The organism is Lampropedia hyalina DSM 16112 (genome assembly GCF_900129055.1).
Taxonomy (GTDB): Bacteria; Pseudomonadota; Gammaproteobacteria; order Burkholderiales; family Burkholderiaceae_C; genus Lampropedia; species Lampropedia hyalina.
Genome location: NZ_FQUZ01000019.1, coordinates 18,730 through 34,052, shown reverse-complemented (window position 1 = coordinate 34,052; position 15,323 = coordinate 18,730). Strand labels below are relative to the sequence as shown.

General features: G+C 62.0%; 12 protein-coding genes. 9 read left to right on the top strand and 3 right to left on the bottom strand.

Annotated elements, in window-relative coordinates:
* Positions 1–266: 266 nt before the first annotated feature.
* The 5 genes from BUE21_RS08890 to BUE21_RS08870 all read left to right on the top strand — a co-directional run bounded on the left by BUE21_RS08890 (position 267) and on the right by BUE21_RS08870 (position 7,563).
* Positions 267–2,561: a cyanophycin synthetase gene (locus tag BUE21_RS08890; protein WP_073356332.1), complete on the top strand. Its 2,295-nt coding sequence runs from the start codon at positions 267–269 to the stop codon at positions 2,559–2,561.
* A gap of 49 nt (positions 2,562–2,610) precedes the next feature.
* The gene (cphA, locus tag BUE21_RS08885) at positions 2,611–5,205 is read left to right on the top strand and encodes a cyanophycin synthetase (protein ID WP_073356331.1); all 2,595 of its coding nucleotides are present in this window, start codon (positions 2,611–2,613) and stop codon (positions 5,203–5,205) included.
* Between the two features lie 23 nt (positions 5,206–5,228).
* Positions 5,229–5,951, top strand: a complete 723-nt coding sequence (locus BUE21_RS08880) for a ComF family protein (RefSeq protein WP_073356330.1) — start codon at positions 5,229–5,231, stop codon at positions 5,949–5,951.
* Positions 5,952–6,182: 231 nt separating this feature from the next.
* Positions 6,183–6,701 carry a Dps family protein gene (locus BUE21_RS08875; protein ID WP_073356329.1) on the top strand — a complete coding sequence of 173 codons (519 nt, stop codon included), beginning with the start codon at positions 6,183–6,185 and terminating at the stop codon, positions 6,699–6,701.
* 61 nt (positions 6,702–6,762) lie between these two features.
* Entirely contained in the window at positions 6,763–7,563 is an 801-nt protein-coding gene (locus tag BUE21_RS08870; protein WP_073356328.1) for a YoaK family protein, read from the top strand.
* Positions 7,564–7,573: 10 nt separating this feature from the next.
* Here BUE21_RS08870 and BUE21_RS08865 read toward each other — a convergent pair whose 3' ends face one another.
* Positions 7,574–8,416, bottom strand: a complete 843-nt coding sequence (locus tag BUE21_RS08865; RefSeq protein WP_073356327.1) for a symmetrical bis(5'-nucleosyl)-tetraphosphatase — start codon at positions 8,414–8,416, stop codon at positions 7,574–7,576.
* Positions 8,417–8,664: 248 nt separating this feature from the next.
* On the opposite strand from BUE21_RS08865, the gene yajC reads away from it, so the two are divergent.
* From yajC to secF, 3 genes are all read left to right on the top strand, one after another.
* Positions 8,665–9,000, top strand: a complete 336-nt coding sequence (yajC, locus tag BUE21_RS08860; RefSeq protein ID WP_073356326.1) for a preprotein translocase subunit YajC — start codon at positions 8,665–8,667, stop codon at positions 8,998–9,000.
* Between the two features lie 94 nt (positions 9,001–9,094).
* Positions 9,095–10,975, top strand: a complete 1,881-nt coding sequence (gene secD / locus BUE21_RS08855; RefSeq protein ID WP_073356325.1) for a protein translocase subunit SecD — start codon at positions 9,095–9,097, stop codon at positions 10,973–10,975.
* A gap of 13 nt (positions 10,976–10,988) precedes the next feature.
* Positions 10,989–11,939, top strand: coding sequence for a protein translocase subunit SecF (secF, locus tag BUE21_RS08850; protein ID WP_073356324.1), 951 nt, complete (start codon positions 10,989–10,991; stop codon positions 11,937–11,939).
* 13 nt (positions 11,940–11,952) lie between these two features.
* Here secF and BUE21_RS08845 read toward each other — a convergent pair whose 3' ends face one another.
* The gene (locus tag BUE21_RS08845; RefSeq protein WP_073356323.1) at positions 11,953–13,014 is read right to left on the bottom strand and encodes an RNA-guided endonuclease InsQ/TnpB family protein; all 1,062 of its coding nucleotides are present in this window, start codon (positions 13,012–13,014) and stop codon (positions 11,953–11,955) included.
* A 45-nt stretch (positions 13,015–13,059) separates the two neighbouring features.
* On the bottom strand, positions 13,060–13,986 hold the full coding sequence (locus BUE21_RS14505; RefSeq protein WP_143164474.1) for a WaaS/CpsH family glycosyltransferase: 927 nt from the start codon (positions 13,984–13,986) through the stop codon (positions 13,060–13,062).
* A 362-nt stretch (positions 13,987–14,348) separates the two neighbouring features.
* Here BUE21_RS14505 and BUE21_RS08840 point away from each other — a divergent pair, with 362 nt between their 5' ends.
* Complete coding sequence (locus tag BUE21_RS08840; RefSeq protein WP_073356322.1) at positions 14,349–15,323, top strand: LysR substrate-binding domain-containing protein; 975 nt, start codon at positions 14,349–14,351, stop codon at positions 15,321–15,323.

The following is a 15,323-nucleotide window of genomic DNA, read 5'->3' as shown; positions in this document are numbered from 1 at the left end:
CCATCGGCCTGTACGACAATCGGCATTCAGGAACGCACACGCCGCACCGACCACTCCCATGCTCCCTTTTGCTAACGCAAAGCAATCGGTTCTGGATGACATCCTACCTTTTCTACACAGGCTGGTGTCGGCCAGATGGGCCGCCTGCGCTGCACCGGATTTTTTCCGCCCCGGCACTGCCATTCTGCCGCTGCCCGCTGTCTTGCCAGCCCGCACGCGACCGAAGCACAGCCCCTGGGCATCACCCTGAAGGTTTTGAGCACACCATGCGCACATTCGATGACATCGCCCTCCTGAAGGTTCGCTACCTGCGCGGCCCCAGCATCTGGACTTACCGCGAGGTGCTGGAAGTCTGGCTGGACCTGGGCGAACTGGAAGCCTTTCCATCCCACACGATTGCCGGTTTCCCCGAACGCCTCAAGAGCTGGCTGCCCGGCCTGATCGAGCACCATTGCGGCGTGGGTGAGCGCGGCGGCTTTCTGATGCGGCTGGACGAAGGCACCTGGTGCGGCCACATTCTGGAACACATCATCATCGAATTGCTGAACCTGGCCGGCATGCCCACCGCCTTCGGGCAGACACGCAGCACCTCGCGCGAAGGCGTGTATCGGATGGTATTCCGCGCCAAGGACGAGCAGGTGGCCCGCACCGCCCTGGCACAGGGGCATCGCCTCATCATGGCAGCCATCAACGACCAGCCGTTCGAGGTGGCCCCGGCGGTGGCGGCCATTCGCGAGGTGATCGAGGAACGCTATCTTGGCCCCAGCACCGCCGCCATCGTCGATGCCGCCTTCGAGCGGCGCATCCCCTTCATCCGCCTCAACGATGGCAACCTGGTGCAACTGGGCTATGGCGCGGCGCAGAAACGCATCTGGACGGCAGAAACCGCCGATACCAGCGCGATTGCCGAAGGCATTGCCCACGACAAGGACCTGACCAAATCGCTGATCCAGATTTGCGGCGTGCCCGTGCCCGAATGGCAGGTGGCCGACAGCCCGGAACAGGCTTGGGAGGCCGCGCAGGACATCGGCCTGCCCGTGGTCGTCAAGCCATCGGACGCCTCGCGCAACCGAGGCGTGTTCGTCAATCTGCACACCGAAGCCGAAGTGCGGGCCGCCTGGGCCGGGGCCGAGCCGCACGGCTACGAGGTCATGGTCGAGCGCATGGTGCCCGGCAACGAGCACCGCCTGCTGGTGGTCGATGGCAAGGTGGTGGCCGCTGCCCGCAGCGACTCACTGCACGTCACCGGCAACGGCCAGTCCAGCATTGCGCAATTGGTGGAAAGCCAGCTCAACAGCGACCCGCGCCGCCGCAGTGCCGCCGATACCGAAGACACCCAGGCCGACGAGGCCGGACAGGGCCTGCTGCCGCGCGTGGCAATCGAGCACAGCAGCGTGCAGGCCGAACTGGTGCGCCAGGGCTTCACGCCGCAGTCCGTGCCCGCAGCGGGCAAGCTGGTGATGGTGCAGCGCAGCAGCACCCAAGTCACCGACTGCACCGACGACGTACATCCCGAAACCGCCCATGCCGCCGCACTGGCCGCCAAGGTCGTCGGGCTGGACATTGCCGGAGTCGATGTGATGGCACAGGACATCGGTCAGCCGCTGGAGCCACAGGGCGGCGCGATCATCGAGGTCAATGCCGGGCCGGGACTGCTGATGCACCTGCAACCCACCGTGGGCGCGCCCCAGCCGGTCGGGCAGGCCATCGTCGAATACCTGTTCCCCACGCCATCGGCGCAGGAGGGCAATGGCGACACAGTGGGGCGCATCCCCATCATCGGCATCGCGGGCGAGCGGCACGGCAGTGGCATTGCGCGGCTGGTGGCCTGGCTGCTGCACCTGGCCGGGCGCAAGACCGGCGTGGCCTGCCAGCAGGGTATTTTTCTGGATCGACGGCTGGTGGACAAACGCCCCAGTGCGCACTGGGAGGCAGGCAACCGCCTGCTGATGAACCAGCAGATTCAGGTGGCCGTGATCGAAAACGGCGCGGCCAGCATCCTGCGCGACGGCCTCGCCTACGACCGCTGCCACATTGGCCTCGTCACCGACATGGACGGCTTTGAGACACTGGCCGAGTTCGACATTCAGGAACGCGCCCAGATGACCCGCGTGCTGCGCACCCAGGTGGACGTGGTGCTGGGCAGTGGCCTGGCCATCCTCAATGCCGACGATGCGCAGGTGGCCGATCTGGCAAAGCTGTCCGATGGCGGTGTGGTCTGCTACACCACCGATGCCAGCCTGTACGCCCGCACCCGCGCGCAAGCCCCAGACCCCACTGCCGATGGCGACCGCACCGATGCCAGCGCGCCCGCCACTGCCCGCTGGGTGGTGGCCGAGGGCGACAGCGTCCAGCTGTACCAGCCCGATGGCAGTGCCGAAACCCTGGACGACTGGCCATCGCTGTGCCAGCACGCCCACACCGCCTTTGGCCTGGACGCATCCGCGCTGCTGGCCAGCGTCGCCACCGGCTGGGCGATGGACGTCGCCCCCGAACTCATCGTGGCCGGCATCCGCACCTTCGAGCCGCGCCTGCCCGCCCACGCCATGATGACGCGCTGACCCCGCACCGTCCGCACGCCCCACCCCAACGCCCCGAGGAGACCCCTTCATGGAAATCGTCCGTCTGCGTGCCCTGCGCGGCCCCAACCTCTGGAGCCGCAAGACCGCCATGCACGCCACCGTGCAATGCCTGCCCGAAGAAACCCAGGTGCAACGCCTGCCGGGCTTTCTGACCCGCCTGCGCAGCCTGTTCCCCGCCATCGGCGTGCTCAGCACCGAAGACGGCCAGCCCGCCAGCCTCGCGCATGTGCTGCAATTCGCCGCCCTCACGCTGCAAACCGAAGCGGGCAGTGCCGTGAACTTCGCCCGCACGCTGGCCACCCGCGAAGCCGGGCTGTACCAGGTCATCGTCGAATACACCGAAGAAGCCGTGGGGCGCGAAGCCATGCAGGCGGCCGAGCAGCTCATCCTCGCCGCGCTGCACCCTGCCGATGCCCCGGCCTTCGACAGTGCCGCCGTGATCGCTCGCCTGCGTGCGCGCGACGAACGCGAACGCCTCGGCCCCAGCACCGGCTCCATCGTGCAGGCCGCCGTGGCGCGCGGCATCCCCTACCGCCGCCTCACGCGCGGCTCGCTGGTGCAGTTTGGCTGGGGGTCGCGCCAGCGGCGCATCCAGGCTGCCGAGATCGATGCCACCAGCACCGTGGCCGAATCCATTGCGCAAGACAAGGAACTTTCCAAGAAACTGCTGCTGGCCGCTGGTGTCCCCGTGCCGCTGGGCCGACCCGTGCATTCGGTCGATGATGCCTGGCAAGCCGCACTGGAAATCGGCCTGCCCGTCGTCACCAAGCCCCAGGACGGCAACCAGGGCAAGGGCGTGACCGTGAACATCCAGACCCGCGAAGCCCTCGAACACGCCTACCGCAGCGCGGCCGAATACGGCAGCACCGTGCTGCTGGAGAAATACCTGCCCGGCCAGGACTATCGCCTGCTGGTGGTCGGCCACCGGCTGGCCGCCGCCGCCCGGCGCGAACCGCCCCAGGTCATCGGCGATGGCCAGCACAGCGTGCGCGAACTCGTCGAGCAGGTCAATCAAGACCCGCGCCGCAGTGACGGCCATGCCACCTCGCTCACCCGCATCCGCCTCGACGACATCGCGCTGGCACAAATGGCCTTGCAGGGCCTGACACCCGATGCCATCCCCGCCGACCAGCAAAAAGTCGTGCTGCGCCACAACGCCAACCTCAGCACCGGCGGCTCGGCCACCGATGTCACCGACGAAGTACACCCCGCCGTGGCCGCCAGTGCCGTGGCCGCCGCGCAAATGGTCGGGCTGGACATCTGTGGCGTGGACGTGGTCTGCGACAGCGTGCAACGCCCGCTGGAAGAACAAAGCGGCGGCGTGGTCGAAGTCAATGCCGCACCCGGTCTGCGCATGCACCTCTCGCCCTCCTACGGCCAGCCGCGCCCGATTGGCAAATACGTCATCGACACCCTGTACGACAAGGGGCAGGATGGGCGCATCCCCGTCGTCGCCGTCACCGGCACCAACGGCAAGACCACCACCTCGCGGCTGATCGCCCACCTGCTCACGGCCCACGGCCTGCGCACCGGCATGACCAACACCGACGGCATCTACATCAACGGTCGCCAGATCGACAGCGGCGATTGCAGCGGCCCCAAGAGTGCCCGCAGCGTGCTGTTCCACCCCGAAGTCGATGCCGCCGTATTCGAGGCGGCGCGCGGCGGCATCCTGCGCGAAGGGCTGGGCTTCGACCTGTGCCAGGTGGCCGTCGTCACCAACATCGGTGAGGGCGACCATCTGGGGCTGAACCACATCCACACCGTGGAAGAACTGGCCCAGGTCAAGGGCGTGATCGTGCGCAACGTCGCCCCCAAGGGCTATGCCGTGCTCAACGCCGCCGACCCGCTGGTGGCCAGCATGGCCAATACCACGCTGGGGCGCGTCATCTACTTCGCGCACGACAAGAACCACCCCGTCATGGCCGCGCACCGCTCACGCGGCCTGCGCAGCGTCTATGTGGAAGGCGATGCCATCGTCGCCAGCGAAGGCTCATGGCGCGAGACCATCCCACTGCGCAGCATCCCCATCACCCAGCAGGGGCGCATCGGCTTCCAGGTCGAGAACGTCATGGCCGCCGTGGCCGCTGCCTGGGGGCTGGGACTGCCATCCGAAACCATCCGCCGGGGGCTGGCCAGCTTCGTCAATGATGCCGACAACGCCCCCGCCCGCTTCAACAGCTTCAGCATCCATGGGGCCACCGTCATTGCCGACTATGGCCACAACCCCGATGCCATGCGCGCACTCGTGCAGGTGGTCGAAGCCACCCCGGCCCAGCGGCGGCTGCTCGTCATCAGCGCGGCAGGCGACCGGCGCGACGAAGACATCCGGGGCCAGACCCATATTCTGCGCACCGCCTTCGACGAAGCCATCCTCTACGAAGATGCCTGCCAGCGCGGCCGTGCCGACGGCGAAACCATTGCACTGCTGCGCGAAGGCCTGGAGGCCGAAGACCCGCAACGCCCCAGCCGCGTGCAGCGCATCGACAGCGTGTTTGGCGAACTCGCCGCCATCGATCTGGCCATCTCGCGCCTGCAAGCCGGGGACTTCTGCCTCGTGCTGGTCGATCAGGTGGAACTCGCACTGGCGCACCTGGCCCGGCTGGCGCAACAAGGGCAATAAACCACCAGCGGAGCATCCCGGTCATGCTTGGCGATATGCTTCCCACCGTCTGTGCCTTCTGCCATCGCTGGCCGGTATGGAGCACGACCGGGCGCGTCTGCACCGATTGCCTGGGGCGTTTTCTGCACCCCGAACCCGCCTGCCCGCACTGCGCCCTGCCTGTGTCGGAGGGCACCAGCGTCTGCGGGGCCTGCCTGCTCCAGCCACCGCCCCTGCACCACTGCGTGGCCGCCGTGCCCTACGCCTACCCCTGGAACCAGGCCATTGCGGCATTCAAATTCCACGGCGATACCGGCTGGGCAACTGCGCTGGCACGCATCATGTGGCGGCATCCCGCCACCCCTGCCCTGCTCCAGCAGGCCCAGGTGCTGCTGCCCGTGCCCCTGTCGGCCTCGCGCTGGCGCGAGCGCGGCTACAACCAGAGCCTGCTGCTTGCACGGCCACTGCGGCACCAGCTCATGCGGCACACCCCATCCTGCACGCCCCTGCTGCTCACGCACGGCATCGACCGCCTGGACACCCCGCGACACCAGACCGGCATGCGCCGCAGCCAACGCCTGCGCCACTGGGATGGCGCATTCACCCTCACCGCCGCAGCCATGCAGCACATCCACGGCCAGCATGTGTTGCTGATTGACGACGTCATGACCACCGGAGCCACACTGCACGCACTGGCACAGACCTGCCTGCACGCCGGAGCCAGCCGGGTGTGCGCACTGGTATTCGCCCGCACCCCAGCCACATAGGTACGCGCCAGACATGAAGTTTCCTGCGGTTGCATTCGTAACATCCTTTGCAACCACCGGCCCGTTTTGCCTGCCCGCTTGCCCTTGCACACACGGTTGGCATCGGTGCGAATGCTGGTTTCCCTGCCTGCTTGTGTCCATAATGGAGGTGCAGTCTGGTGGTGGTCACGGCATTGGAATGCCGTTCATTTTCTGCCAGCTCACCTTGCATTCACTGAAAGGAAAGCAGCCATGTCCAAAACGAAAAATGCGTCGTCCCTGCCCAAGGGCGTACCTTCCATCAACATCGGCATCGATGCCGAAGACCGGCAGGCCATTGCCGACGGACTCTCGCGCCTGCTGGCCGACACCTACACCCTGTACCTGACCACACACAACTTCCACTGGAACGTGACCGGGCCGATGTTCAACACCCTGCACACCATGTTCATGACCCAGTACACCGAACTGTGGAATGCCGTCGATCCGGTGGCCGAACGCATCCGCTCGCTGGGTCATATTGCCCCTGGCTCCTACGCCGACTACGGCCGCCTGACCTCGCTGGAAGATGCTCCCCTGACCCCGCCCGCCGCGCTGGAGATGGTGCGCATTCTGGTCAAGGGCCACGAAGCCGTGGCCCGTACCGCCCGCGAACTGTTCCCGATTGCCGACAAGGCCAGCGACGAACCCACCGCCGACCTGCTCACCCAGCGACTGACCGTCCACGAGCAGACCGCCTGGATGTTGCGTTCGCTGCTGGAAGAGCAATAAACCAACACAGGCTCCCCGCTGCCAAAGTGGAGCCTGTGCCTGATGCTGCAAAGGGAGCGACGTGAATCTCTGGCATTCCTGGCGTTATGTGCGCCGCCTGACGGGACGCACCCGCACCGCCAGCAACAACCGCACGCTCAGTCTGGTGCTGGCGTTCGTCGCTGGTGCGGCCAACGCCGGCGGTTTTCTGGCCGTCCAGCAATACACCTCCCACATGACCGGCATCGTCTCGGCCATGGCCGATGCCGTCGCACTGGGCACCTGGGATGTCATCCTCACCGGCATTGGTGGCCTGATGTCCTTCATCGGCGGCTCTGCCTGTACCGCCATCATGGTCAGCTACGCGCGGCGGCACCGCCTGGAAAGCGAATACGCCATGCCCCTGCTGCTGGAGGCCATGCTGCTGCTGGGCTTTGGCATGCTGGGCGCGCGCCTGCACGGTGTGCAGGGCTTTCTGTTCGTTCCCGTCACCGTGGCCTTGCTGTGCTTCATCATGGGCCTGCAAAATGCCGTGGTCAGCCAGTACAGCGGGGCACAAATCCGCACCACCCACATCACCGGACTGGTCACCGACCTGGGCATCGAACTCGGACGGCTGTTCTACTGGAACCGCAGCCACGGCCGCCAATACCCGCTGTACATCCAGGCCGACCGCGACCACCTGTGGATTTTGAGCCTGATGCTGCTGAGCTTCTTCGTTGGCGGCGTGACTGGCGCACTGGGATTCAAGCACCTGGGCTATGTGTCCACCGTCTGGCTGGCCCTGATTCTGGTGGTACTGGCCGTCGCCCCCGTCATCCGCGACATGCGCATGGCCCTGCGCCACTGGCGACACTGGCGCGACTGGAACCAGAACCAGTGAGCCAACCTGCTCAACCCGGTGTCTGCGCCGCCTTGCAGGCCACCTGAATCAGCTCCCGCTGGGCCAGCGACGTGCCATAGCGCATGGCACTGAGGCAGCCGCCCCAGACGCAGCCGGTATCCATTGCCAGCACATGGTGGTCATCGTACAGCCCCAGCGTGGACCAGTGGCCGAAGGTGATGCAGGTGTCGGCACTGGCACGGCCCGGCACGGCAAACCACGGCAGCAACCCTTGCGGGGCCTGTGCCAGCGATTCGGCACAGTCGAAATCCATGCGCCCTTCGGGCGTGCAAAAGCGCAGGCGCGTCATGGCATTGACGATGACGCGCACCCGCTCATGCCCCTGCAAGCCATCGTCCCAGGCATCGGGCTGGTTGCCATACATGCGGTGCATGAAGTCCGTGTAATCGGCACTGCGCAGCACCGCCTCGGCCTCCTGCGCCAGCTCCAGTGCCTGCGCCACCGTCCACTGCGGCAACAGCCCGGCATGCACCATCAGCAGCGGATCGTCGCCAATCTGAATCCGCCGCATCAGCGGCTGGCGGCGCAGCCAGTCGATCAGCACCGCCTTGCGCGGCGACTCCATGATGGCCTCCAGCGTATCGCGCTTGCCCGCCTTGCGCGCCCCACAGGCATGGGCGATCAGGTGCAGATCATGGTTGCCCAGAATGGCAAACATGCTGCCCTCGTCACGGATGCAGCGTTCGAGCACCTTGCGGGACTTGGGGCCGCGATTGACCAGATCGCCCAGCAGATACACGCAGTCGCGGCTGGGTGAATAGCCGATTTCCGCCAGCAAACGCTCCAACGCGCCGTTGCAACCCTGAACGTCCCCGATGCAATAGATGGCCATGCTTGTAGTGCTCTCTTTTCTGATTTTCAGGTGTGGCAAACACCACTTGCCGAATTATCACGCCAATTCCCGGCCTTTCTCCATCGAGCTTCGGCACAGGCCTGGGGAAGGTCTGCAAAACCCGTTGCGGCAAAATGGCCTTGAAATATGCCGCACGCATACAATGTCAGGTTTGCAAGTGTGTGGGTCATGCGCCTGCCGCGTTGCCCCTGTGCATCCGCCACCCTCACTTTTCCAGGAGTTTCACCTTGTTTATTTCCAATGCCTACGCCCAGGCGCAAACCGCCGCTGCCGGCAGTGCCTCCATGCTCACCAGCCTGCTGCCACTGATTCTGATGTTCGGGGTGCTGTATTTCATCATGATCCGTCCCCAGATGAAACGCCAGAAGGAACACCGCGCCATGCTCGAAGCCCTGGCCAAGGGCGACGAGGTCGTCACCGCCGGGGGCATCGTCGGCAAGGTCGCGGCCCTGTCGGAACAATGGGTACATGTAGAAGTGGCCAGCGGCGTGGTCGTGATGCTGCAACGCTCTGCCGTGGGTCAGGTGCTGCCCAAGGGAACCCTGACGGCCCCCGGACAGTGAGCCTGACGCTGCGCACGCGCCGCCAACCCCTGTCTCCACCAACCGGGCCAGACCTTCTGCCACAGCGGCATCTGGCCCACATCGAAGCACGACAATGAACCGATACCCGGTATGGAAGTACGCAATCATGTTGATTGCGTTGCTGGTGGGCATTCTCTACACCCTGCCCAATATCTTTGGCTCCGACTACGCAGTGCAGGTGGCATCGCTGCGCCAGGACAGCCCCATCAACCCGGCCCTGCAAGCGCGGGTGCAGAACATTCTGCAAGCGCAAGGCATTTCCGCCAAGAGCGTGGAGCAGGAAGACGGCTCGCTGCGGGTGCGGTTGCTGGCACAGGACGACCAGACCGCTGCGCGCGATGCCATCGCCGCCGAGCTGGCTCCCGACGAAAATCACCCCTCCTATTCCGTCGCCCTGAACCTGCTCACGCGCACCCCCGACTGGCTGCAAGCCATCAATGGCCGCCCCATGTACCTGGGGCTGGACCTGCGTGGTGGCGTGCATTTCACCTTGCAGGTGGACATGGAAGGGGCCATGACGCAACGCGCCGAAGCCCTGCTCAATGGCCTGCGCACGCAATTGCGCGAGAAGGACGTGCGCCCCGCCAGCATCCGCCGTGAAGGCCAGGTCATCGAGATTGCCCTGCGCAACGAGGCCGATACCACCACGGTGCGCAACCTGATCTCCGACCAGTTTGCCGACCTGACGCTCGACTCCAACGCGCAGAGCGCGGATCGGCTGCGCCTGCGCTTCTCCCCCGAAGCCACCCAGCGCATTCAGGAGCAGGCCCTCAAGCAGAACATCGGCACACTGCACAACCGCATCAATGAACTGGGCGTGGCCGAGCCGGTCATCCAGCAGCAGGGTGCAAACCGCATCATCGTGCAACTGCCCGGCGTGCAGGACGTGGCCCAGGCCAAGCGCATGATCGGCCGCACCGCCACGCTGCAAATCCGCATGGTCGATGAAAGCACCGAAGGCCGTTCCGCCGAAACCGGCAGCGGCCCCGTGCCCTTCGGTTCCGAGAGTTTCGAGGATGCCGATGGGCGGCGCGTGATCGTGCAACGCCAGGTCGTGCTGACCGGCGAGAACCTGCTCGATGCCCAGCCCGGCTTCGAGCAGCAGCGCAACATCCCAGTGGTGAACCTGGAGTTCGATGCCCCCGGTGCGCGCATCTTCCGCGACATCACACGTGCCAATGTCGGCAAGCGCATGGCCATCATCCTGTTCGAGCGCGGCCAGGGCACGGTGGTGACGGCCCCGAACATCAACGAGGAAATCCCCGGCGGCCGGGTGCAGATCTCCGGCTCCATGACCCCGGCGGAAGCCACCGAAGTGGCCGTGCTGCTGCGCTCGGGCGCGCTGGCCGCACCGATGGAAGTCATCGAGGAATACACCATCGGCCCCAGCCTGGGGCAGGAAAACATCGACCGGGGCATGAATAGCGTGATCTGGGGCACTGCCATCATCATGATTTTCATGTGTATCTATTACCGCGTCTTCGGGGTGATTTCCTCGCTGGCCCTGATGGTGAACGTGCTGCTGCTGATGGCCGTGCTCTCCATGCTGCAAGCCACGCTGACCCTGCCGGGCATTGCCGCGATGGCACTGGCCTTCGGGGTGGCCATCGACTCCAACGTGCTCATCAACGAACGCATCCGCGAGGAACTGCGTGCAGGAGCCAGCCCACAGGCAGCCATCCATGCCGGGTATGAACGTGCCTGGGCCACCATTCTGGACTCCAACGTGACCACGCTGATTGCCGGCTTCGCGCTGCTGGCCTTCGGCAGCGGCCCGGTGCGTGGCTTTGCCGTGGTGCACTGCATTGGCGTACTCACCAGCATGTTCTCGGCGGTGTTCTTTGCACGCGGCCTGACCAACTTCTGGTATGGCGGGCGCAAACGCCTCAAGAGCATCTCCATCGGTCAGGTGTGGAAGCCCGATGCAGCCTCCACCAACGAACCCCAAGCCTGAAGGAAAACGCAACATGGAATTCTTCCGCATCAAAAAGGACATTCCTTTCATGAAGCACGCGTTGATCTTCAACGTCGTGTCCATCATCTTCTTCGTACTGGCGGTGTTCTTCCTGTTCACGCGCGGCCTGAACCTGTCGGTGGAATTCACCGGCGGCACGGTCATGCAGGTGCAGTACACCCAGCCCGCGCAACTGGAGCAGGTGCGCGGCACGGTAGCCGCGCTGGGCTACTCGGACATTCAGGTGCAGAACCTGGGAACCACCCGTGACGTGCTCATCCGCCTGCCCGTGCAGGAAGGCGTGACCTCCGACCAGCAAAGCCACCAGGTGCTCGAAGCCCTGCGCGCACACGATGCCGACGTGCAACTGCTGCGCAACGAATTCGTCGGCCCACAGGTGGGCGATGAACTCATGACCAACGGCCTGCTGGCCCTCGCCTTCGTGGCCATTGGCATCACCATCTACCTGGCCCTGCGCTTCGAGTGGAAGTTCGGGCTGGCCGCCATCATTGCCAACCTGCACGACGTGGTCATCATCCTGGGCTTCTTCGCCTTCTTCCAGTGGGAATTCTCGCTGGCGGTGCTCGCCGGGGTGCTGGCAGTGCTGGGCTACTCGGTGAACGAAGCCGTGGTGATCTTCGACCGCGTGCGCGAAATGTTCCGCAAGAACCGCAAGATGACCACGCCCCAGGTGCTGGATCACGCCATCACCAGCACCATGAGCCGCACCGTCATCACCCACGCCTCCACCGAAGCGATGGTGCTGTGCATGTTCTTCTTCGGCGGAGCCAGCCTGCATTACTTCTCGCTGGCCCTGACCATCGGCATCGTCTTTGGCGTGTACTCCTCCATCTTCGTCGGCTGTGGACTCGTGCAGTGGATGGGCGTGAGCCGTGAAGACCTGGTCAAGAGCACCAAAGCCCGGCACGACCCCAATGACCCCAACGCCGGAGCGGTGGTTTGACATCTTTCCCCGTCTAAAAACGGGGAACTCCTCCAGCGAGACGGCAATGCCCTGCCGCGAGAATGTTGCGTGCTGCGTTCACGTCGCGGTCATGTACCGCCCCGCATTCGCTGCACGTCCATTCCCTCATTCCAAGACCTGCGATACCTTTCGGACTGCTGATGGGAATGGCCCCACAGCACGAACAGGTCTGGGTTGAATACGCTTCGTTCACTTCCTCAAAAACCACTCCGGCCTGATGGCACTTGTATTCCAAAGCGATTTTCAATGATGACCAGCCCGCATCCAGCGTGGATTTGGCCATCCCGGTTTTGACCAGCTTCGCGCTGGCCACGTCGCCCACGAAGATGGCGGCGTTGTTCTTCACAAGGTTCGTTGTGAATTTGTGGATTTCGTCTTTTCGGCGGTTGGCTATTTTTGCGTGAATGGCCCTGACGCGCTGCTTTTTGCGTGCACGCTGCGCCACAGCAAGCTGCGGCTCCAGTTCCCGATACCAGCGGCCATGCAGCTTCTGGCCCGTGCTGGTGGTGGCGCAGTCTTTCAGGCCAAGGTCGATTCCTACGGATGCCGTGGCTTCTGTGGGTTTGGTTTCAATCTCCACGGCCACGTTGAAATACCAGCGACCGCGTGCATCCTCGTTGAAGCTGGCGGTCTTGAATTTGTACTGGCCCAGGCCATAGGAATCCCACATGCCGAAATAATGGCCGTTGTGATAGACCCGCCCGTTCTTCCAAGAAGCCGCGCCGGTGTTGATGGGTATCCAGCCCAGGCTGCGCTGGCTGCAAGTGGATTTGCGCCAGTTCAGGCGGGCGCGTTTGCATTGACGGCGGCGCGTGACATATTCCTGCGCCACACATTGCAGCGTCTGGCTGTGCAAGCCCAGCTCCTTGGCTGCTCCTTTGGTGTACGGGTGAATATCGTAGGCCGACAGCCATTGGCCACGCTCCCGAATCGAGCGGCTGGAAAGCGCATTGACAAAGTTCCAGACGAAATTGACCTGCCGCGCCATCTGCAACAGCAGCGACGCGTGCCTGTCTTTCACGCGGAGTTTCAGGGTTTTGACGGCTGTCGGCATAATACCAAAAATCAACAATAACCCTTACTGATTATGCACAACCCCCTATTTTATGATAGGCATAGGTCTTTCACAAAGGCTGATAAAATTTTCCACCCAACCATTAATATCATACTTCATCAATATATTATCACCAACATCTAAACATGGATCATCCACAAAGCTTTTCAAAGAATTTGAATCAAGATCATCCACATTGAACACAAATAAATTCCTACTTTCGTGAAAATATTCTTCATTAATTATTCCGGGCCTATTTGTTATTAATTTTTTACCCAAAAACAATGCTTCCACGCTGCGCAAGGTAGCTCCGGATTGTGTTTTCTGCAAAACTTCCAGCAGACACTTAGACGACCTTGCAATCTTTATATTCTCAGCATAAGACAAATGAGCATTTTTTAAAAAATATTTTTCAGCACTCGAATATTTTTTTCCTTTATCAGGAAGCACATGAAAATAACACCGCATACTCAAATCATCAGCAATCTCTTTAAACCTCATCAGCCAAGCAATTCTATTTTTATCATAACCAACAAAATAAAAGTCATAAATCCCCTCACAACTCTCATTATCAACATATCTATATGGCTGAGAAACAAAATTTAAACCAAATTTTTCAGCATCGCAATTATCAAATGTGTAGATTTGATCCGATATATCCATCAACCCATTCAAACGTCGAGCAGCTTTTATTTTCTCCCCATGATGCTCAATAACAGGATTCCACAAAAAAGAACCAACCCTCCTGGATTCAAGGTATTTCTTCAAAATCAATAAATCTTTTACATTTCCGATAGAAAACAACAAAACATCATCATCAGGCTTTATTTTCTCAAGCGAACACACCAATTCATCCGAGTAAAATATATTCATCTTGACAGGAACTCCGCATTCTACAAATCTTTTTATTTTTTGCACCACTCCTTTTGTTTTACTTGGATGATTTATTAACTTTACATCATCTCTATTCAATGACGAAAATATAAATTCGGATATCTCAGTTTTAAAATCTGAAATTATGTACAGCAAAATACAACCCCTAAGATTCACTAGAAAATTACAACACCATCTAAGAATTTACCAGTCACGAATACATTCGCACAAGATATTTTTAGAATAAACAACAGCTTACCTAAAATTTTATATTTTACATTGCTATAATGAGGATATTCCATGACTGTTTCACCAGTATAACATCATTGATATTAGAATACCAAGATTGTGGCTGGATACACCCAAGCCATTGGGCCATCACACAAACAGACTGCATTGCTTCCCTGACATATCCCCCTCCCGGCACGCCAGCCGGGTTTTTTCCATCGACCAGCAGCCAGATGACACTGACGGAACTGAAATACATCGTCGCCGTCGCGCGAGAAAAGCACTTCGGACGCGCGGCAGAAGCCTGTTTTGTCTCGCAACCCACCCTGTCCGTGGCCATCCGCAAGCTGGAGGACGAGCTGGAAACCAAGATTTTCGAGCGCAGTTCCGGCGAAGTCAGCATCACCCCGCTGGGGCAGGAAATCGTCAATCAGGCGCAGAACGTGCTCGATCAGGCCAGCCTCATCAAGGACATTGCCCGGCGAGGCAAAGACCCGCTCAACGGCCCGCTGCGCCTGGGTGTCATCCACACCATCGGCCCCTACCTGCTGCCTCAACTGGTGCGCAACGTCATCGAAACCATCCCGCAGATGCCGCTGATCCTGCACGAGAATTTCACCACCCGGCTGCTGGAGATGCTGCGCATGGGCGAGCTGGACTGCGCCATCCTCGCCGAACCCTTCCCCGATGCCAACCTGGCCATTGCCCCGCTGTACGAGGAACCCTTTCTCGCCGCCGTGCCCAGCAACAGCCCGCTGGCACAACGCCAGTCCCTCTCCACCCAGGAACTCAAGAACGAAAACATGCTGCTGCTGGGAGCCGGCCACTGCTTCCGCGACCAGGTGCTGGAAGTCTGCCCGGAATTCGCCCACCCACCCGGCGGACATGTGCCTGACGGCTTCCAGCGTTCATTTGAAGGCTCCTCGCTGGAGACCATCAAGCACATGGTCGCCGCCGGCATGGGTGTGACGCTGGTGCCACTGATGGCCGTGCCCCAGGACATGCAGCCCGGCCAGCCCGATGCAGCCCGCCTCGCGCACGAACACATCCGCTACCTCGCCTTGCAGGAAGACGACCGCCTGGCGGCCACCCCTTCACGGCGCGTGGTACTGGCCTGGCGGCGCAGCTTCACGCGCTACGAGGCCATTGCCGCCCTGCGCAACGCCGTGTACGCCTGCCATCTGCACGGCGTGAAGCGGCTCTCCTGA